This is a genomic window from Aeromonas sp. DNP9, assembly GCF_001728955.1.
GTDB lineage: Bacteria > Pseudomonadota > Gammaproteobacteria > Enterobacterales > Aeromonadaceae > Aeromonas > Aeromonas veronii.
In genome coordinates, this window is the sequence record NZ_LYSQ01000005.1 from 39,223 (window position 1) to 56,979 (window position 17,757).

Sequence of the window (17,757 nt, forward strand, 5' to 3'; positions counted from 1 at the left end):
AAAAATAGTTAATTGTGCTGAAAACGCCGCAGCAGTCGGCCGCGCAGGCCACAATCGAGTAGCCAGCTGTTGTCAAAGACCCGCAGCAGCGCCTGCTTGGCGTGGCGGGACATGGCGACGGCGTGAAAACGGGTCTGACGCTGGCGATAGCGGTTCATCTGATCGAGCAGGGGATGAGGCAGGCTCTGGGCGATAAAGTCGGAGATGACCAGCACATCCGCCTTGGCAAAGGCGGGATCATCGAGCTTGGCCAGCGCTTTTTCCAGGCAGGGCACCAAATCGGTACCGCCGTGAAAACTCATGGAGAGGAAGCGCTCCGCCTTGTCCAGCCCGGTATCTGCGGTGATCTCGAGGGTCGCCACCTCGGTGGAGAAGAGCATCAGGTAGCAGCCGCGCTTCTCATCCATCGCCACCTTGAGCAACGCCAGAAACAGCGCCTTGGCACACTCCTCGGGATATCCCCCCATGGAGCCGGAGGTATCGACACAGACGATAAAGGGGCCCCGTTGCTGCAACTGCTGCCCCCCCTGCTCCGGGGTGCGCAGCATGATGCGCTGACGCGGCAAGGTGCCACGTGACTGGTAGCTGAGCAGGCGCCGCTCCAGATAGCGGCGATAGAACTCCAGCTCCAGCTCCGGCAGCCCCAGCATCACAGCTTCACTTGGCAGCAGCCGCATCAGATCGTTCGCCTGATGGATGCCCACCAGATCGTCCGGCACATCATCGCTGGGTGCAGGCTCCAACTCCAGCACCGGAACCGGCGGCACAGGTTGCTCCTGCGCCCGCCGATCCCGCTCGCTGCGCCCGAGCAGACCGGCAATCTCCGCCAGCAAAGGCTCGCGCTGCAGCATGCGGGCGTATTGCTTGACCAGCACCAGACTGCGCTTGTGCCAGTGCCCTTGCGCCAGATCCCACAAACCACCGGCGGAGATCTGGTTGGGATCGAGGGCATCGGCCAGGGTGCGGCTCGCCAGCAGCTGATCTTCAATCTCCTGACGCTGCTTCTCCCGCTCCGCTTCGGCGATCTGCTGCTGCAGTTGCAGCAGGCTCCCCACCAGACTGGCGCGCCACTTGTCGATAAAGAGCTGGCGCAACCCCTCGGTGGGGTGAGCAGTCAGCTGACGCACCAAGGATCTGGCCTCACCGGCGAAGGGGCTGTACTGTTCCAGCGACTCTAGCAAACCGGGCAGGCGACCAATCAGCTCGGTCATCGGCAGTTGCCGGTGCGCCTGATAGAGCAGGTACTCCTGCTCCAGCGCCACCGGCACCGGCTTGTGACGGATCTCCTCACCAAGCTGCTCGCCCCAACTCTGCAGGCGCTTTTTCAGCAGCTTGCCCTGTAGCGGGGAGCGTTTGATAAATTCGGAAATCTTGGGTGAGGCCGCCAGCAGCGCCACCACCTCTCCCGCCAGCTCACCCTCTCCCATGAGAAGGCCCAGATCCAGCATGCCGATCTCAAGCATGAGCGCTCCTTACTCGTCCAGCCTTGGCAACCGCTCGCGCCACTGGGTCAGCTCGCTGCGCAGCAGCTCGAGATCCCGGTTCAGCACGAAGAAGCTGTCCTCCACCTGCTGTAGCCAGCGTGAGGCGATAAAGAGGTGTTGCTGGTGACGTTCGAACAGGCTGCGCTGCTGCTTGAGCATCTGCATCACCTTGCTGACCTGAACCAGCTGCTCGTCGAGCGACTGCAACCAGGGCGCCAGCACCACCTCGGGGATGGCGTTGCGCTCCATCAAAACCAGCGGGATCTGCTGGCGCTGGATATCGAGCACCTGCAGCCGCAGCTCATCGTCCAGCACCAGCTCGTAATGCCCCTCTTTCGGGTTGCCGAACTCATAACCCACCAGCGCCTCACCGGTAGGATGCCAATGGGAGAGCAAGGTGCGATCGAACACCAGGGTGCGGGTAAGACGTTCGGGATCGCTGCCATCCAGCGGCGCTGGGGTGAGCAGATGGAAGTGCACCTGTTTGCCAAAGGGTCTGGCATTGGCAAGCGGGATCTCGATACCCCGGGCCCGCCGGCCAAACCACTGCTTGCGTTGCCGGGCCTTGGTGCACAGGCGCTGGGCCACGCTCTGTTTGAGCTGTTTGAACTGATCCCGAAGGGCGAGTAGCTGACGGGTCATCGCCAGTTGCTGATAGCCGTAGAGACGGGAGAATTCGGTCATCATCTCCAGCAGGGCGGTGCGGGACTCCTCGTCATGCCAGAGACAATCCTTGAACAGCAGCAGATCTACCGGCGCGACCTCATCGCGGCCATTGAAGAAGGCGCTCGCCTTGATAAGCCGTACCGCCTTCTTCCAGCGGCGATCCGACACATAGCAGCGATGGGCCAGCTGACTGTCGAGCTGCTGGCGCAGCTGATAGATAAGCTCGAAACAGGCATCCGGCAGGCGCACCTGTTCAATCTGGCTCTGCCACTGCTCATACTCATCCCCCCGGATCTGCAGGGATTCCGGCAAGTTCTGGTGGGCGTGACCATCGCTGGCCAGCATGGATTGAAAGTTGGCTTTCTCCTGCACCCGGTCCATCCAGATCCGCACCAGCATCCGGTCGTAGAGCGCTTCCAGCCCGCTGTCCGGTGCCGGCAGCTCGTTGGAAGCAGTCACCAGCAAGCGCATCGGGATAGGGTGCTGGCTGTCGCCGTTACGAAACTGCCGCTCGTTGATGGCGGTGAGCAGGGTGTTGAGGATGGCGGGACCTGCCTTCCAGATCTCGTCGAGGAACACCACCTCAGCCTCCGGCAGATAACCTGTGGTGAGGCGCAGGTATTTGCCATCCTCTTTCAGCGCCTGAATGGAGAGGGGGCCAAACACCTCCTCCGGCGTACTGAAACGGGTCATCAGGTATTCAAAGTGGCGGGCGTCGTGAAAGGCCAGCTTGAGGCGGCGGGCGATCAGGCTCTTGGCGATACCGGGTGGCCCCAGCAAGAAGACACTCTCACCGCTGAGGGCAGCCAGCAGACCGAGGCGCAGGGCATCCTGCCGTTCGTAAAGTCCCTCACCGAGGGCGGCCAGCAGCCGGGGCAAGCGCTCCTGGATGGGAATAAGACGCGCAGGGTTCTGGGCTTGAGCTAAAGACGACATAGAGAGTGTTCCGAAGCTGGGATGATGTTAGCCCCAAGGTGCGATATCCATTTGCTCGACCTTGGGTTTTGTCTTGTTATGATGTTTATTCTGGTATCGCTTGCCGCACAATACCCGCCTCTGGCAGGAAAAAACGCAAAGGCAGTGCGATACCATATCGGCAGCGTGCTGCGCCCATGCATAGCCAGTGTCGTGATGAGCACCATGCCCGCATGCGCCAGATGATGCGTTGCAAAGGGTGCAGCAAAAGCGGTTCGAGTGTACCCTGCGCAACACAATTTTCCCCAATGCAGATCAAGAGTGAGTCGCCTCAAATGCAAGATCCCGTTCGTCAGAGCATGTTGGCCCGCATGGGCATTCAAAGCTGGCAACTGCGTCGTCCGGCATTGCTGGGCGCAGCACCCGCTCCCGAGCTTGCGCAAGATGCCGTGCAGCCCGACCAGACAGCACCTGCCACCAGCGCTCCGCTGCCCAGCGGCAAACTCTGGCTGCTGGCGCCTCAGCTGCCTGCCACCACGCTGCTGGCGGATATCTGCCAGTTGCTCGGCATGACCCCCGACGAGGTCTCACTGCTCAGCGAGCTGCCGCCTGCCGATCTGCAAACGACGGGCGCCTCCCCCCTGCTCTGGCTGACGGAGGCCAACCCCGCGCGGCCAAATGCGCTGATCTGCCCGCTCACCCCCAGCGCAGCGCAAAAGCGCGCCCTGTGGCAACAGCTGCGCCAACACCTTGCGGCCAACGCGGCGTGATCCTGCATCATGCCGCCAAGACCCAGTGTGATGCTGCTCTTTTTACCTGATTTTACAAATGCCGCCTCTGCAACCTCTGCTAACCCCAGCGCCCAACATCTTGCCATCCGGAGCCCCCATGCCTGAGTTTCGTCCCCTGCTCGAGAGCGATTTCGACCTTGTCTACCCCATCGAGCAAGCCGCTCACAAGGAGCCGTGGAGTGAGGCCAACCTGCTCTCCTGCTTCGGTCCTCGCTATCTCAACGGCTTGATGCTGGTCGATGGTCGCCCGGCGGGCTTCTATATCTCGGATCTGGTGGCCGGTGACAGCTCGCTGATGAACATCTGCGTGCATCCGGCGTTTCAGGGCAAGGGGTTGGGGCGGGCGCTGTTGCAGGCCTATCTGGCGCGCAGCAAGCAAGCCGGGGCAGAGGCCTGGTTTCTCGAGGTACGGGCCGGTAACCAGACCGCCATCAACCTCTACGAGAGCGCCGGTTTTGCCGAGTATTGCCGCCGCGCCGACTACTACGGCACCGGCAACGACAGGGAAGATGCGGTGCTGATGTCGCGACTGTTCGATTTCGGCTGATCCAGCCTGTTCGTCGCGCCCAAGCCTTTTGTCCCCCTCAATCGAGGGGGGCGTTGTCCAGCGCGGGATCCTGCAAGGCCAGGGTGGTATGTACCACCGCCTCGAATCCGGCCCCGGAGAGCGGCATATAGAAGCCACGCTGCCAGGTTTTCCCCGGCATCCAGATCTGGTCGATATCCACCACTATCTTGATGGGTCTGAGGGGCTGGCCCGGCTGCTGGATATAGATGCCGGGCGGCGTGGCGACTTTGGGAAAGCGGCGCAGGATCTGCTCGCTGCCATCCCCCTTGCCCGGGTTGAGCCGCACTTTCACCAACCGGGCAAGCGGGCCAGCCATCTCCTTGCTCTGCCAGAATTTCTTCTCCAGATCGCCGCAGCGGCGGCACTTGGGGGTCTCCAGCACATAGAGCAGCGGATAGCCCAACGCCAGCGCCTGTTGCTGCGCCTGCTGATACCCATCGGCCCCCTGATACCAGGGATTGGCGGGCCCCTGTGATGAGGTTCCGGCAAAGAACCAAAACGCAGCGCCCCCCACCACCATCAACCCGACCGCGGCCAACGCCCCTTTCACCCACAGATTCATATCGTTAACCCTCTCTCTGCCTCCTAGCAGTATCGGCCAGTCTGCGCAAAGGGAGAGCTATTTGCGCTCTTTGTGATCCAAGACAAACGGCGAACACTTGTAAGCTGTAATGTTGGAGTTTAAACTCTAGCCCGATTTTTAGTGCCCTCGCGGGCGTACAACTGTAATTAAAGGATGTTTAACTGATGCCGAAGCTTCATCTGGTTCGACTGATGCGTGAACGTATTGCCCAGCTTGGCAACAAGGCTGCCCTGCGGGTTCAGCAAGATGGCCAGTGGCGCGCCATCGGCTGGCGTACTCTGGGCCAGGCAATGGACTACTGCGCACAGGCGCTGATCCGTGCCGGCCACCAGCCAACCGAAATGGTCGGCATCTATGCCCGCAACATGCCGGAGTGGACCCAGGCCGATCTTGGCATCCTTGCCGCCCGCGGTGTCAGCGTCCCTATCTACCCCACCAGCACCCTCGATCAGCTGCGCTACATCGTCAAAGATGCCGGCATCAAGGTACTGTTCGTTGGCGAACAACCCCAGTTCGATCAGGCGCTGCAACTGATTGAAAGCGGCGAGATCCGCCAGCTCATCGCCCTCGATGGCAACGTCAATCTGCGCGGCTGCGAGCAGGCGAGCCACTTCCAGACATTTCTGGTCTCCGGCAACCATCAGCCCAGCGAGCAAGAGCTGCGAGTACGGGAAAGCCAGTACCGGATGGATGATCTGCTGACCCTGATCTACACCTCCGGCACCACAGGCGAGCCCAAGGGGGTCATGCTCGACTTCAGCAACATCGCCGCCTGTTTCGAGATGCATAACAGCCGCCTCGACCTCAATCAGCAGGATGTGTCGCTCTGCATGCTGCCGCTCAGCCACGTGTTTGAGCGGGCTTGGAGCTACTACGTGCTCTACTGCGGTGCCGAGAACGTCTATATCCGCGATCCGCAGAAGGTGATGGATGTGATTGGCGAAGTGCAGCCGACCGTGATGTGCGCCGTGCCGCGCCTCTACGAGAAGGCCTACGCCATGATCCAGGCCAAGGTGGCTCAGGCTCCGGCCCTGCGTCGTGCCCTGTTTGGCTGGGCGACCCGGGTCGGCAAGCAGATGGTTGCCACCCGTCAGGCGGGCAAATCCGCCTCACCGCAACTCTATGCCCAACTCTGGCTCGCCGAGCGACTGGTGTTTCGCAAGCTGCGCGCCCGCTTTGGCGGCCGCACCCGCTTCCTGCCGGTGGCGGGCGCCCGCTTGGCCGACGATGTGAACCTCTTCTTCCAGGCGATGGGGCTCAATCTCAAGTACGGCTACGGCATGACCGAAACCACCGCCACCGTCTGCTGCTACGAGGATAGCCAGTTCAAGCTGGGATCCATCGGCACGGCACTGAACGGCATCGAGGTAAAACTGGGTGAGAATAACGAACTGCTGGTGCGCTCCCCCACCGTGATGCGCGGCTACTACAACAAGCCGGACGCGACTGCCGAAGTGATGACCGAAGATGGCTTCCTGCGTACCGGCGATGCCGGTGAGCTCGACAGCCAGGGCAATATCTACTTCACTGAGCGCCTCAAGGAGCTGATGAAGACCTCCAACGGCAAATACGTGGCCCCGCAACTGGTGGAAGGGACCATCGGCAAGGATCGCTTTATCGAGCAGATCGCCATCGTCGCCGATGCTCGCCACTTCGTCTCTGCGCTGATCGTCCCCTGCTTCGAGTCGCTGGAGGAGTACGCCCGCTCCATCAACCTGCAGTACCAGTGCAAGACCGAGCTGCTGCGCCACTCCCGGGTAATGGAGTTCTTCGAAGCCCGCATCGCCGACTTGCAAAAAGAGCTGGCCAAGTTCGAGCAGGTGAAGAAGTTTACCCTGCTGCCGAGCGCCTTCTCCATGGAGCTGGGTGAGCTGACCCCCACCATGAAGCTGCGCCGCAAGATCATCGAGGCCAAGTACCAGAGCGAAATCGAGGCGATGTATAACCACGTCTGATATCGCTCAGGTTCAGAGAAATGAAAAAGCCGCTCACTCGAGCGGCTTTTTGTTGGCACTTTGGTTGGTACGAACCCGCCTTCAGGCCGTGGTGGTACTGGTCCCGAAGTAGTCGGCCAGGAAGTCATCGAACGACAGACTGTCGCTGCGCTCGCGTTCGCGCTGCTTGGCCAGCGAATCCTTCGCCTCACCGGCAAAGTAGGCCTCATCCCAGTACTGCAGCTCCCCTGCCAGCAGCTCCTCGCGATAGCGGGTCGCCAGCTTGTCGCCGTAGCAGCCGTTGTCCTTGCCGCTCTCCAGCAGCTCCTTGAGCATGCGGGCGGAATAGGTGAGCTCGGGGTTGAGCAGCTTCTCGCGGTGCATCGCCAGCGTCTCGCGATAGCGGTTGCGGCCGCAGCAGCGATCCAGCAGGTCAGCCACCTGAGCCAGCTCGTCGAACAGTTTGAGGCCGTACTCTTTGAGGCCAATGGCATTGTCCTGCTCATCTTCCAGCGTCAGGCCGGGACGACGCCCTTCCAGCACCACCTTGTTCTGGTTGCGGCGGTTGCGAGCAATCTCCTCGTCACTCAGCACCGGAGAGGGGCGCAGCAGGCACCAGACCAGGAACAGATCGAAGAAGCGGATCTGATCCGCATCGATGCCGAGCGGGGTGAAGGGGTTGACGTCTACGGTGCGCAGCTCGATGTATTCGATGCCGCGCTGATCCAGCGCATCCGAGGGCTTCTCGCCGCTGCGTGGGGTGCGCTTGGGGCGGATCGGAGCGTATAGCTCGTTCTCCAGCTGCAACACGTTGTCGTTGAGCTGACGATACTCCCCATCCACCTTGACCCCGATCTTGGCAAAGTCGGGATTGTGGGTGTTGATGGCGCGGCGCAGGCTGCTGACATAGACCGGCAGATTGTCGTGGCTGATCTTGAGCCCAGCCTGGGCGCTGTTGGTATAGCCAAGATCGGAGAGACGCAGCGCGGTGGCGTAAGGCAGATAGAGGGTACCCTTGCCGGTCTTCTCGAACGGCAGGTTGCTCTTGCGCCCTTTGAGGAAGGATTCGCAGATAGCAGGCGAGGCGCCGAACAGATAGGGCACCAGCCAGCCGAAGCGGTAGACGTTGCGAATAAGCCCCATGTACTTGTCGGAGATAAAGCGCTGGCTGCAGCACCCTTCGCACACCAGATCCTGCCACTCGCTCCAGAAGCTGTCGGGCATGGAGAAGTTGAAGTGCACCCCGGCGATCACCTGCATCAGGCTGCCGTAGCGGTTCTTCAGACCCTGACGGTAGAGGGTCTTCATCTTGCCAATATTGGAGCTGCCGTACTGGGCCAGCCGGATGCTCTCTTCACCGCCGACGAAGCAGGGCATGGAGAGCGGCCAAATCCGCTCGTCACCCAGATGCTGAATCACATGGTGATGGATGTCGCCGAGCTGCTCCATCAGGCTGTCGATGGAGTCGGTAGCCGGGGTAATGAACTCCAGCAGGCTCTCCGAGTAGTCGGTGGTGATATTGGGATGGGTCAGGGCCGAACCTAGCGCCCGGGGATGGTCACTCTGGGCGAGTCGGCCATCCGGCGTGATGCGCAGGCATTCACGTTCGATCCCGCGCCGGATCCCCTTGAGCGCGGTGAGGCGCTCCGGCGATCCCAACGCATTCAGCAACTCGGTGAGCGACAAGCTTGTTGTAGTCATATTCACGGCTCTTGATTTTTATAAAGCGTCAGTTACGGCAACTGCAGCGGATAGATGGGAAGATGAAGCTCCTGCAGGGGTTTTTCAAGCTTTTGCTTGTCTCCCACCACCACGATCACCATGTCGGCCGGATTGAGCCAACGGGCCGCACTGGCCTTCAGCGCCTCGGGCGACACCGTTTTGATCTGGTTGTTCTGGGCCTGCACATAGTCCGGTTTCAGGTCATACATCACCATCTGTAGCAGGAAGCCCGCCTTCTGGCCGAGGGTCTCGTAGGAGAGGGCATCCTGCTGGGAGACCGCGCTGCGCATATAGGCCAGCTCGACCGGGGTCGGGCCGCTCTTGCGGTAGTTGTCCATCTCCTTGAGGAACTGGCGGATGGCATCCACAGTCGCATCGGCCCGCACATTGGCGCCGGTGGCGAAGGTGCCCACCTCGCGGTTGGCGGAGAAGCCAGAGCTGGCGCCGTAGGTGTAACCCTTGTCTTCCCGCAGGTTGAGGTTGATGCGGCTGTTGAAGTTGCCACCCAGATTGAAGTTCATCAGCCCGGCGGTGAAGTAATCCCCCGTGGTATCGAACGGCATGGCGCGACGACCGATGCGGATCACCGACTGGGGCGCCCCCGGCTTGTCGACCAGATAGATACCCGGCTTGGCCTGCTCACCCTTGAGCTTGAGATCCCCCAGGGTCGGCGTGGCCCCCTTCCACTCGGTCAGGAAGCCAAGTTGCTCCTCGATCTGCTTCTGGCCCACATCACCGACCACCACCACTTTGGCGTTGGTGGGGTTGTAGTACGCCTGATAGAAGTGCTTCACGTCCGCCAGGGTCAGCTTGGCCACATCGGCCGCCACCCCATCGGTAGGTTGACCGAGGCGGTTTTGCTTGCCGTAGACCAGCTCACGGAACGCCTGCCCGGCCAGCCACTCGGGCTGCTGCTGGGCCTGCTGCATCCCTTGCAGCAGCTGCGCCTTGACCCGCTCGAAGTCAGCCTCCCGCATGCCCGGGCGCTCCAGCACCTCGCGCACCAGCGCCAGGGTCTGGGGCAACTTGTCCGCCAGCGAGCTGACGGTGATGAGGTTGTTGTACTGGGCGCTGGAGACATCGATGGAAGATCCCAGCTTTTGCAGCTCGTCGCTCAGCTGAGCCTCGGTCAGGCGCACCGTGCCCTGCCCCATCATGGCGGCGGTCAGATTGGCCAGCCCCAGTTGCCCCTTATCTTCGGCACGAATACCGCCCGGCAGGGCGATCATGATGGAGACGGCCGGGATCTCGTCACTCTTGGTGCCGATGATCTCGATGTTCTTGTCGAGCTTGCCGTGCCAGATGGCGGGCACCTTGACGCTCACCGCCTCACTCGCCTTGGGCTGCACGCTGCGATCGAAATTGTCTTTTACCGGTCGTTCGGCCAGCGCTTCGTCATGCTTGCTGTAATCCGGCAACTCGCGCTTGGCGGGGGTAAAGTTCGGGGTGGCGACCTGCCACTCGGTCTTGCCCTTGGGCACCACGCTCAGCACCACCGCCGGCTTGCCGGCGATGAACTTTTCGTAGGCGGCCTTCACCTGCTCCGGTGTCACCTTGCCGATGGCATCCAGCGTCTTGAACACATAGTTGGGATCCTGGGCAAACACCTGACCCATGGCGAGCTGGCTCACCTTGCCGGATACGCTATCCAGACCCCAGATGGCGGAGGCACGGTACTTGGCGATCGCCTTCTCCAGATCTTCCGGCTTGAGGCCGCGCTGGGCGAACTCGCCGATCACCTTGTCCACCTCCCCCTTGAGGGTCTTGAGGCTGCCATCCTGCGACGGATTGGGGTAGGCGTAGACGGTCAGGGTACAGGCCAGCTCTTCGCAGTAGTGAGACGCCCCCACATCGATCGCCTTGCCGGTTTTCACCAGAGACTGGTAGAGCATGGAGCTGGCGGAACCGCCCAGCACGTCGGCAAACATGTCGAGTGCCGGCTCCTGCGGGTCACCAAGGGATACGGTGGGGTAGCTGATATAGAGCAGCGGCAGGTGTACCTTGTCCTGCAGCGTCACGTAGCGGGTCTCGGGCAGAGTCACCGGCTTTGGCGTCGGCTCGGCCACGTCCGGGCCGCGCGGGATGGAGCCAAAGTACTTCTCGACCCATTCGAGGGCCTGCTTGCTGTCAAAGTCGCCGCCCAGAGTCAGGGTGGCATTGTTGGGGCCATACCAACGCAGGAAGAACTGCTTGAGGTCGTTCACATCGACCCGGTCGAGATCTTCCACGTAACCGATGGGCTGCCAGGAGTAGGGGTGAGTACGCGGATAGAGCGCCTCCCCCACCTTCTCGCTCACCAGCCCGTACGGCTGGTTATCGACCCGCTGAGCCCGCTCGTTCTTGACGGTAGCGCGCTGTATCTCGAACTTCTTCTGGCTCACCGCATCGAGCAGGAAGCCCATCCGGTCCGCCTCCAGCCAGAGCACTTTTTCCAGCTGGTTGGCAGGCACAGTCTCGTAGTAGTTGGTGCGATCCTTGTTGGTGGTACCGTTCATGTCGCCACCGGCCTCGTTGATGATCCGCATATGCTCCTGATCACCGACGTGTTTTGAGCCCTGGAACATCATGTGCTCGAAGAAGTGGGCGAAGCCGGACTTGCCGACCGTCTCGCGGGATGAGCCGACGTGATAGGTCACATCGAGGTGCACCAGCGGATCGGAGCGGTCAGGGGCCAGGATCACGGTCAGGCCGTTGTCCAGCTTGTACATCTGGTAGGGGATGGCGAGCTTGCCCTCCTCCTTGCCCTGTTCGGCGATCAGGGTCGGTGCCGCCAGCACCGGCAGGGTGAAGCCCAGCAGAATCGTTAAAGGTATGACTTTGTTCACGGTAACCTCGTGAGTGACAAAAACAGGCTAGAAAATATGACTGGCCAGCAGAAAAACCAGGGCATAACGGAACAATTTGCCGAGCCCGATCAAAATGAGAGAGCGCCAGAAGGAGAGGCGCAGCCAACCGGCCAACAGACAGAGACCATCACCAACCACCGGCGTCCAGGCAAGCAGCAGACACCAGTGACCATGTTGTTTGAGCCAGCCTAAGGCTTTTTGTTCCCCACGGCCTTGAAAATCTTCCGGTTTTTTCTTGAAGGTGGCGAGCCAGCCGAGCCACCAGGTGGTCATGGAGCCGAGGGTATTGCCCAGCGTCGCCCACAGCAGCAAGCTCGCCATGCTCCACTCCCCCTTGGCCGCCATGGCCCCCAGCAGCACTTCGGAGCTGCCGGGCAGCAGGGTGGCGGAGGTGAAGGCGCTCAGAAACAGCCACCCCAGACCCATCTCGGTAATGCCATTCATCCGGGCAGGCCGTCAGCGGCGGGCATGCGCAGCAGCAGCTTGCCGCGCACATGGCCCCCTTCGATAGCCTGATGGGCCAGCGCCCCCTCGACCAGGGGGAATTCACCGGCGAGGGTGACCTTCACCTCCCCCTGACGCAGCAGCATCAACATCTGACCCAGCTGCTTCTGGTCGGGGTGAACCAGCATGCCGACCACCACGATACCCGCCGCAGCCCCTGCATCCTTGATCTGCTGGGCAGTGATGGTGGGCACCGTCACTAGGCGGCCACCCGGTTTGACACAGGCCAGCGCCGCCTTGCCGCTTTCGCCACCCACCAGATCCAGCACCAGATCGACCTGGCCGGCCTCTGCCACCACCCGTGCTGGCCAGTTCGCATCATGGTAATCCACCATCCAGCGCGCCCCCAGTGCGTGCAGGAAGCCATAGTTGTCGGGGCTGGCGGTGGCTACCACCTCGGCGCCATAAGCGCTGGCAAACTGCACCGCCAGATGGCCGACCCCACCGGCACCGGCGAGGATCAAGACCCGCTGACCACTCTGGAGTGCGCCGTGCTCAAGCAGCCCCTGCCAGGCGGTGAGACCGGCAAGGGGCAGCGCCGCTCCCTGTCGAAGGCTCACCCCGTCGAGCTTGACCAGCTCGCTCTCGCTTGCCACCACAGATTCCCCGTAGCCACCGGCGGTGAGGGGAAAACCGACCATGCCGCATACCAGATCCCCCTCGACCAGCGAGGTCACGCCGGGGCCCACCTTCTCTACCACGCCGGAGACATCATAACCCGGTGTCCAGGGCAGCTTGTCCTTGTTCTGGGCCGCCGCCCAGCCAAGACCGGCGCGGGTTTTGGCATCGATGGGGTTGACCCCCGCAAAGCAGATGCGTACCCGCAATTCGCCATCGGCAGGCACCTTATCTAGGGAAGGGTTGAGCTTGAGTACCGAGGGGTCACCGAATGCGGTAATCTGTAGTTGCGTCATTGCACAATCCATCCTGTTGATTGATCAAGGGTCAACAGAATAACAGCGAGGACACCATGGCTCGAATGTTTCTTATTCCTCTGTTGCTGGCACTGGGGTGGTGGGCATTTCTGCTCTACTTCCGCATCCCGCTCAAACAGGGGGCCAAGGGGTTTTACTGGATCATCGGCATCGGTGGCGGACTGGCCGCCTTCCTCAGCCTGATGATGGTGCTGACCAACTAATGGTTACGCGTTTGATATCGGATAAAGGGAGCAACAATGCTGAGCGGATTGAATCAATTGACCTTGGCAACAGGAGATCTTGAAAAGAGCTTTACGTTTTACGTTGATTTACTCGGTTTTCGTCCCAAGGTGCGATGGGCTCGCGGGGCCTATTTAACTCTGGGGGAGCTGTGGCTCTGCCTTTCCAGTGACCCCGCTAAGCCCGCCGAAGACTATAGCCATGTCGCCCTAAGTATCGCTGCGGAACACTTCTCAGAGTTCTGTGCCCGTCTGCGCCAGGCGGGCATCGAAGAGTGGAAGACAAATAGCAGCGAAGGGGACTCATTCTATCTAAAAGACCCGGACGGCCATCAACTAGAGATCCATGTTGGCAACCTTGCCAGTCGCCTCGATTCACTCAAGACACGTCCTTATGATGGCCTAGTCTGGTTCGAATAAAACGGGTTCAATCGCTGTCAGTACGCAGATGATAATGGCGATTGCTCCCCTGCCCCAGCACCCCTTGCGACAGCAGATGGTGGAACACCCGATCCACCTCCTCCAGCGAGAGTGACAGCGCCTGTGCCACCGAGCGCTTGCTGCACTTGAGCTCACCGCTCATCAGCGCACCGCGCACCTGCGCCAGCACTTCGGGGGCGGGCTCTGGGGGCATGATGGGCTCGGACTGGGCTGCCATCGCCAACGCCTCCTGCGCCTCTCTGCGGGCTTGATCCTGCTGCCAGCGCCACATCCGGCGAAAGCGGTTCTCCTCGCCGATCAGGCTGACGAAGAAGGCGCCGAACACGTCGAGCAACACCGAGAGGAAGCAGACCAGCAGGAACTGCACCTGACTGATGCTCATCCCTACCCCGTCCGCCAGACTGCTCATCAGCCCCAGCATGGAGGATTGTTCGTTGACCGGCTTGGCATCGCGCTGCTGGCGCAGCTCATCCTGCTGCAAGCGCAGCTTGGTATTGGCGTGCTGCAACGAGGAGACGCCACTGGAGATGCGCTCCAGCTCGATATATTTGCGGGCCGCCTCCTCGTTGAGCTGGATCTGCCGCTCGATGCTGGCGATCTGCTCGTCGAAACGGGCAAGCTCCCGTTCGTGGCGCGCCTGCTGGCTCAATACCGTGTTGGTGGCGCTGTTGATGCCACCAATACTGCCGCCGATGGAGATGGCCGCCAGCACGCTGTAAAACAGCAGCGACCAGAAAGCGCCACTTAAATCCCGCCGCGCCTTGCGCTCGCCGTACTCGTACCAGACGTAAAACTTGCCCAATTCGAAGATGATGGCCAAGCCGCCGAACAGCCACTTCATCAGCGGGTTGTCATCGATGGAGAGGAACAGCAGCAGGGAGAAGATAATGGAAGCCAGAATGGCCAACCCGGTGAAACTGTATACCGTCGTCAGAGCAAACCACCCCTTGGGGTAGCGCAATGTGGAGGAGTCCTGTGTGGTCATGATGAAGGGGTGTGCTGTGCAGGAAAAGTTGGCTGCCGATTATAGTCGCCAGACTCGCCCAGAGAAGGGCAAATGACTGAATTCCTTCAGATTGGCAACCAGCTGCCCAGAGTGCGACCAAAACGGACAAATCGGCAGCAGAAAAGCGATACAATCCCTCCCTGACTTGATCATGTGGTGAGATGGGGAACAGTTCCGCCCGGGTTCAGCTCCGCTCTGTACACTCATCCACCGTTGCAATTATCCGAGGCCATCATGAACAGTAAGACCACTTTGCTACTCTCCCTTCTTCTGGTTAACGGCAGCGCCGCAGCGACACAGCAATATCAAGAGAGCAGTGGCTCCGAATTCTCCGTCGATGAGCTTAAATTCAACCTGGACTGGGATGACAAGCAGTTCGGCTGGACCCAGAACGACTGCCTCGACTTGGGGGTCGGCGAAACCGCCCCGGCCGACTGCAGGGCGGTCAAATTCAATCTGGAAGATGAAGAGAACCGCAACCAGCCACCGCAAACCAACCAGATCCCTGCCAACTCGCAGAGTGGCCAATAACGACAGGAGTCCCCTTGCGATGACCCAAGCCAAACACAACCCCGTTATCCAGCGTGGCGCCCTGCTGCTCTCCTTGCTGATGGCGCATGGCATCGCGGTTGCAGCACCGCCAGGCAAAAATAGCGATGGCATCAAGATCTCCAGTGATGACATCAAGATCAATCTCGACTGGGATGACAAAGAGTACGACTGGTGGCAGGACAACTGCCTGGATCTTGGCATTGGCGACAGCCGGATCAAACTCAACTGCGACAAGATGGATGGCAAGTACCGGGATCACTACAACCGCAGCATCCACAGCGGCAATAACCCCGGGCAAGGTCACGACAAACAGAAAGATAAAAATAAGGGCAACGGCAAGAAGAACTGAACGCCCTCTCCTGATGCAGCAGGGGCTTGGTGCCCCTATGCTGATTGTTTTACCAATAATTCTCCGCACTGATATTGCCCGGCGCCCGCCGCAGATTCTTGGCCAACCCCAGCGCCAGCAAGGTCTGCTGGGTCTCTTTCACCATCTCCGGATTGCCGCAGATCAGCACCTGACTCAGCTCGGGTGAGAACTCCAACCCCACCCGCGCCTGTAGCTGACCATTGGCAATCGCCGCCGGGATCCGCCCTGCCATTGCATCGGGCCAGGGCTCGCGGCTGACAAAGGGGACATAGCAAAAACGCGCGCCATATTGCTCGGCAAAGCTGGCGATCAAATCCTGATAGCTCAGCTCTTCGCCTTTGCGCACCCCGTGCACCAGCACCAGATTCTCGAAACGGTTGAAAGCTTCCCCATCGGCCAGCATGGAGAGGAAGGGGCCGATGGCAGTACCGGTCGAGAGCAGCCAGAGATCGCGCCCGGCGGGCACCTCATCAAGTGTCAGAAAGCCGGTGGCCTGGGATTGCACCAGCAATGTATCGCCTGCTTGCAGCGAGCCGAGGGACGGAGTCAGCTCACCGCTCGGGATCTCGACCAGATAGAACTCGTGATATGGCGCAGAGGGGGGATTGACGAAGGAGTAGGCGCGCTGAATGCGGCGATCGCCCTGCTCGAGGGCCAGCTTGGTGAATTGGCCTGCCTTGTAGGGAGCCAGCTCGGCCGCTACCCGCAGGGAGAACAGAGTGGGTGTCCATTCGATGCGTTCGATGACGCGGCCTTCTACCCAAGCCATAAGGATCTCCTCCAGTGGAACAGACCTTCACTCTACCCCCGGGCCGGAAAATAAAAAACCCGCGCAAAAGCGCGGGTTTTCTCTGCAAAAGCGAATCGCTATTACAGGGCAACAACCTGGATCTGTACGGTTGCTTTAACGTCAGCGTGCAGCTGAACAGCAACTTCGTAGTCACCGGTGTTACGCAGAACGTTGCCCATGCGGACTTCGCTCTTGGCAACGGCTACGCCGGCAGCAGTGATGGCTTCAGCCACGTCACGGGTACCGATGGAACCGAACAGCTTGCCTTCGTCGCCAGACTTGGAAGCGATAACCACGGTAGCCAGTTCGGCCAGCTTGGCAGCACGCTCTTCAGCAGCAGCTTTGTTGGCAGCCAGTTTGGCTTCCAGCTCAGCGCGACGAGCACCGAAAGCTTCGATGTTGGCCTTGGTGGCCATAACAGCTTTGCCTTGCGGGATCAGGTAGTTACGGGCATAACCAGATTTCACGGAAACTTGGTCACCCAGACCGCCCAGTTTGGCGATTTTGTCGAGCAGGATAACTTGCATTACCTTTCCTCTATAAATTTCGTTGAGTTAGGCTTAAGTGCCGGGCCGATTCTTACTTGTTGTGCAGATCGGTGTACGGCAGCAGAGCCAGGTAACGAGCACGCTTGATGGCGCGTGCCAGCTGACGCTGATACTTGGCGCGGGTACCGGTGATACGGCTCGGTACGATCTTGCCAGATTCAGTGATGTAGTTTTTCAGAGTAACGATATCTTTGTAGTCGATCTCGGTAACGTTCTCGGCGGTGAAGCGGCAGAACTTACGACGACGGAAATAACGTGCCATGGCCTTTATCCTCTAGTCAGTGATCCAGAATTACTCTTCGGAAGCAGCTTCAGTAGCTTCTTCGCGGCGCTCGTCGTCACGACGGGTGAAGCGCTCTTCTTTGGCCTTGGCCATCGGAGAAACTTCAGTCACGGCGTGCTTGGTGCGCATGATCATGTTGCGGATAACGGCATCGTTGAAGCGGAAGTTGGTTTCCAGCTCATCGATAACGGCTTGCTCTGCTTCTACGTTCATCAGAACGTAGTGGGCTTTGTGCAGTTTGTCGATCGGGTAAGCCAGCTGACGGCGGCCCCAATCTTCCAGGCGATGAATGGTGCCACCGGAGGTGGTGATGGCGCCGGTGTAACGCTCGATCATGCCGGGAACTTGCTCGCTCTGGTCCGGATGAACCATGAAGACGATTTCGTAATGACGCATTTTAGCTCCTTACGGATTAATTCAGCCTCCGCCCAGGTACAGCCAGACCTCGGAGGCAAGGAACATAAAGGTGTTTAGTCGCTGCTTTTCTAGGGCGGCGTATTGTACGAAATCACATCCCTCACTGCAACTGACCGCCTTAAATGTTTTTCCCGATGGAAATCATCAGAAACAACAATTGATAATGATTATCACTTAGATC

The 17,757-nt window shown here is 60.2% G+C and carries 19 protein-coding genes; 7 read left to right on the forward strand and 12 right to left on the reverse strand.

All coding sequences use genetic code 11. The features are described 5' to 3' along the window. Positions 1–8 precede the first annotated feature (8 nt). Both viaA and A9G06_RS04515 read right to left on the reverse strand, forming a co-directional pair. On the reverse strand, positions 9–1,463 hold the full coding sequence (gene viaA / locus A9G06_RS04510; RefSeq protein WP_069554412.1) for an ATPase RavA stimulator ViaA: 1,455 nt from the start codon (positions 1,461–1,463) through the stop codon (positions 9–11). A 9-nt stretch (positions 1,464–1,472) separates the two neighbouring features. Next, positions 1,473–3,086 (reverse strand): ATPase RavA domain-containing protein, encoded by a 1,614-nt coding sequence (locus A9G06_RS04515; protein WP_069554413.1) that lies wholly within the window; start codon positions 3,084–3,086, stop codon positions 1,473–1,475. Positions 3,087–3,400: 314 nt separating this feature from the next. Here A9G06_RS04515 and A9G06_RS04520 point away from each other — a divergent pair, with 314 nt between their 5' ends. Together A9G06_RS04520 and rimI are read left to right on the forward strand one after the other, a co-directional pair. Beyond that, positions 3,401–3,835 (forward strand): DNA polymerase III subunit psi, encoded by a 435-nt coding sequence (locus A9G06_RS04520; protein ID WP_069554414.1) that lies wholly within the window; start codon positions 3,401–3,403, stop codon positions 3,833–3,835. Between the two features lie 118 nt (positions 3,836–3,953). Next, the gene (gene rimI / locus A9G06_RS04525) at positions 3,954–4,403 is read left to right on the forward strand and encodes a ribosomal protein S18-alanine N-acetyltransferase (RefSeq protein WP_005340505.1); all 450 of its coding nucleotides are present in this window, start codon (positions 3,954–3,956) and stop codon (positions 4,401–4,403) included. 37 nt (positions 4,404–4,440) lie between these two features. On the opposite strand, the gene A9G06_RS04530 is transcribed toward rimI, so the two are convergent. Next, entirely contained in the window at positions 4,441–4,986 is a 546-nt protein-coding gene (locus A9G06_RS04530; RefSeq protein ID WP_069554415.1) for a hypothetical protein, read from the reverse strand. A gap of 185 nt (positions 4,987–5,171) precedes the next feature. Between A9G06_RS04530 and A9G06_RS04535 the strand changes: the two genes are divergently transcribed. Next, a complete protein-coding gene (locus A9G06_RS04535; RefSeq protein WP_069554416.1) occupies positions 5,172–6,962 on the forward strand; it encodes a long-chain fatty acid--CoA ligase in 1,791 nt (596 codons plus the stop codon). Positions 6,963–7,043: 81 nt separating this feature from the next. Here A9G06_RS04535 and gshA read toward each other — a convergent pair whose 3' ends face one another. Genes gshA through A9G06_RS04555 form a run of 4 tightly spaced genes read right to left on the reverse strand, consistent with a single transcriptional unit; the run spans position 7,044 to position 12,927 of the window. Beyond that, positions 7,044–8,642 (reverse strand): glutamate--cysteine ligase, encoded by a 1,599-nt coding sequence (gene gshA, locus A9G06_RS04540; protein WP_069554417.1) that lies wholly within the window; start codon positions 8,640–8,642, stop codon positions 7,044–7,046. A 32-nt stretch (positions 8,643–8,674) separates the two neighbouring features. Next, the gene (locus A9G06_RS04545) at positions 8,675–11,488 is read right to left on the reverse strand and encodes a pitrilysin family protein (protein WP_069554418.1); all 2,814 of its coding nucleotides are present in this window, start codon (positions 11,486–11,488) and stop codon (positions 8,675–8,677) included. Positions 11,489–11,515: 27 nt separating this feature from the next. Then, complete coding sequence (locus A9G06_RS04550) at positions 11,516–11,953, reverse strand: VTT domain-containing protein (RefSeq protein ID WP_005340498.1); 438 nt, start codon at positions 11,951–11,953, stop codon at positions 11,516–11,518. Continuing rightward, complete coding sequence (locus A9G06_RS04555) at positions 11,950–12,927, reverse strand: NADP-dependent oxidoreductase (protein WP_069554419.1); 978 nt, start codon at positions 12,925–12,927, stop codon at positions 11,950–11,952. Before A9G06_RS04555 ends, A9G06_RS04550 begins: the two co-directional genes overlap by 4 nt. 56 nt (positions 12,928–12,983) lie before the next feature. Here A9G06_RS04555 and A9G06_RS21850 point away from each other — a divergent pair, with 56 nt between their 5' ends. After that, entirely contained in the window at positions 12,984–13,151 is a 168-nt protein-coding gene (locus tag A9G06_RS21850; protein WP_162516863.1) for a hypothetical protein, read from the forward strand. A 36-nt stretch (positions 13,152–13,187) separates the two neighbouring features. Further along, the gene (gene fos, locus A9G06_RS04560) at positions 13,188–13,589 is read left to right on the forward strand and encodes a fosfomycin resistance glutathione transferase (RefSeq protein WP_069554420.1); all 402 of its coding nucleotides are present in this window, start codon (positions 13,188–13,190) and stop codon (positions 13,587–13,589) included. A 7-nt stretch (positions 13,590–13,596) separates the two neighbouring features. Here the strand turns inward: fos and A9G06_RS04565 are convergent, their stop codons facing one another. Next, a complete protein-coding gene (locus tag A9G06_RS04565; protein ID WP_069554421.1) occupies positions 13,597–14,595 on the reverse strand; it encodes a Preprotein translocase subunit SecY in 999 nt (332 codons plus the stop codon). Between the two features lie 255 nt (positions 14,596–14,850). Here A9G06_RS04565 and A9G06_RS04570 point away from each other — a divergent pair, with 255 nt between their 5' ends. Next, positions 14,851–15,147, forward strand: a complete 297-nt coding sequence (locus A9G06_RS04570; protein WP_069554422.1) for a hypothetical protein — start codon at positions 14,851–14,853, stop codon at positions 15,145–15,147. A 19-nt stretch (positions 15,148–15,166) separates the two neighbouring features. After that, positions 15,167–15,517, forward strand: coding sequence for a hypothetical protein (locus A9G06_RS04575; protein ID WP_069554423.1), 351 nt, complete (start codon positions 15,167–15,169; stop codon positions 15,515–15,517). 49 nt (positions 15,518–15,566) lie between these two features. On the opposite strand, the gene A9G06_RS04580 is transcribed toward A9G06_RS04575, so the two are convergent. From A9G06_RS04580 to rpsF, 4 genes are all read right to left on the reverse strand, one after another. After that, a complete protein-coding gene (locus A9G06_RS04580) occupies positions 15,567–16,307 on the reverse strand; it encodes a ferredoxin--NADP reductase (protein ID WP_069554424.1) in 741 nt (246 codons plus the stop codon). A gap of 101 nt (positions 16,308–16,408) precedes the next feature. After that, positions 16,409–16,855: a 50S ribosomal protein L9 gene (gene rplI / locus A9G06_RS04585; RefSeq protein ID WP_005340490.1), complete on the reverse strand. Its 447-nt coding sequence runs from the start codon at positions 16,853–16,855 to the stop codon at positions 16,409–16,411. Positions 16,856–16,907: 52 nt separating this feature from the next. Then, positions 16,908–17,138 (reverse strand): 30S ribosomal protein S18, encoded by a 231-nt coding sequence (rpsR, locus tag A9G06_RS04590; RefSeq protein WP_005308890.1) that lies wholly within the window; start codon positions 17,136–17,138, stop codon positions 16,908–16,910. 30 nt (positions 17,139–17,168) lie between these two features. Then, entirely contained in the window at positions 17,169–17,555 is a 387-nt protein-coding gene (gene rpsF, locus A9G06_RS04595; RefSeq protein ID WP_005308887.1) for a 30S ribosomal protein S6, read from the reverse strand. Between the last annotated feature and the right edge of the window lie 202 nt (positions 17,556–17,757).

What these genes read in the sequence shown, in the direction of transcription:
- viaA (WP_069554412.1), bottom strand. Translation starts at nt 1,463, where the DNA reads ATGCTTGAGATCGGCATGCTGGATCTGGGCCTTCTCATGGGAGAGGGT.
- A9G06_RS04515 (WP_069554413.1), bottom strand. Translation starts at nt 3,086, where the DNA reads ATGTCGTCTTTAGCTCAAGCCCAGAACCCTGCGCGTCTTATTCCCATC.
- A9G06_RS04520 (WP_069554414.1), top strand. Translation starts at nt 3,401, where the DNA reads ATGCAAGATCCCGTTCGTCAGAGCATGTTGGCCCGCATGGGCATTCAA.
- rimI (WP_005340505.1), top strand. Translation starts at nt 3,954, where the DNA reads ATGCCTGAGTTTCGTCCCCTGCTCGAGAGCGATTTCGACCTTGTCTAC.
- A9G06_RS04530 (WP_069554415.1), bottom strand. Translation starts at nt 4,986, where the DNA reads ATGAATCTGTGGGTGAAAGGGGCGTTGGCCGCGGTCGGGTTGATGGTG.
- A9G06_RS04535 (WP_069554416.1), top strand. Translation starts at nt 5,172, where the DNA reads ATGCCGAAGCTTCATCTGGTTCGACTGATGCGTGAACGTATTGCCCAG.
- gshA (WP_069554417.1), bottom strand. Translation starts at nt 8,642, where the DNA reads ATGACTACAACAAGCTTGTCGCTCACCGAGTTGCTGAATGCGTTGGGA.
- A9G06_RS04550 (WP_005340498.1), bottom strand. Translation starts at nt 11,953, where the DNA reads ATGAATGGCATTACCGAGATGGGTCTGGGGTGGCTGTTTCTGAGCGCC.
- A9G06_RS04555 (WP_069554419.1), bottom strand. Translation starts at nt 12,927, where the DNA reads ATGACGCAACTACAGATTACCGCATTCGGTGACCCCTCGGTACTCAAG.
- A9G06_RS21850 (WP_162516863.1), top strand. Translation starts at nt 12,984, where the DNA reads ATGGCTCGAATGTTTCTTATTCCTCTGTTGCTGGCACTGGGGTGGTGG.
- fos (WP_069554420.1), top strand. Translation starts at nt 13,188, where the DNA reads ATGCTGAGCGGATTGAATCAATTGACCTTGGCAACAGGAGATCTTGAA.
- A9G06_RS04565 (WP_069554421.1), bottom strand. Translation starts at nt 14,595, where the DNA reads ATGACCACACAGGACTCCTCCACATTGCGCTACCCCAAGGGGTGGTTT.
- A9G06_RS04570 (WP_069554422.1), top strand. Translation starts at nt 14,851, where the DNA reads ATGAACAGTAAGACCACTTTGCTACTCTCCCTTCTTCTGGTTAACGGC.
- A9G06_RS04575 (WP_069554423.1), top strand. Translation starts at nt 15,167, where the DNA reads ATGACCCAAGCCAAACACAACCCCGTTATCCAGCGTGGCGCCCTGCTG.
- A9G06_RS04580 (WP_069554424.1), bottom strand. Translation starts at nt 16,307, where the DNA reads ATGGCTTGGGTAGAAGGCCGCGTCATCGAACGCATCGAATGGACACCC.
- rplI (WP_005340490.1), bottom strand. Translation starts at nt 16,855, where the DNA reads ATGCAAGTTATCCTGCTCGACAAAATCGCCAAACTGGGCGGTCTGGGT.
- rpsR (WP_005308890.1), bottom strand. Translation starts at nt 17,138, where the DNA reads ATGGCACGTTATTTCCGTCGTCGTAAGTTCTGCCGCTTCACCGCCGAG.
- rpsF (WP_005308887.1), bottom strand. Translation starts at nt 17,555, where the DNA reads ATGCGTCATTACGAAATCGTCTTCATGGTTCATCCGGACCAGAGCGAG.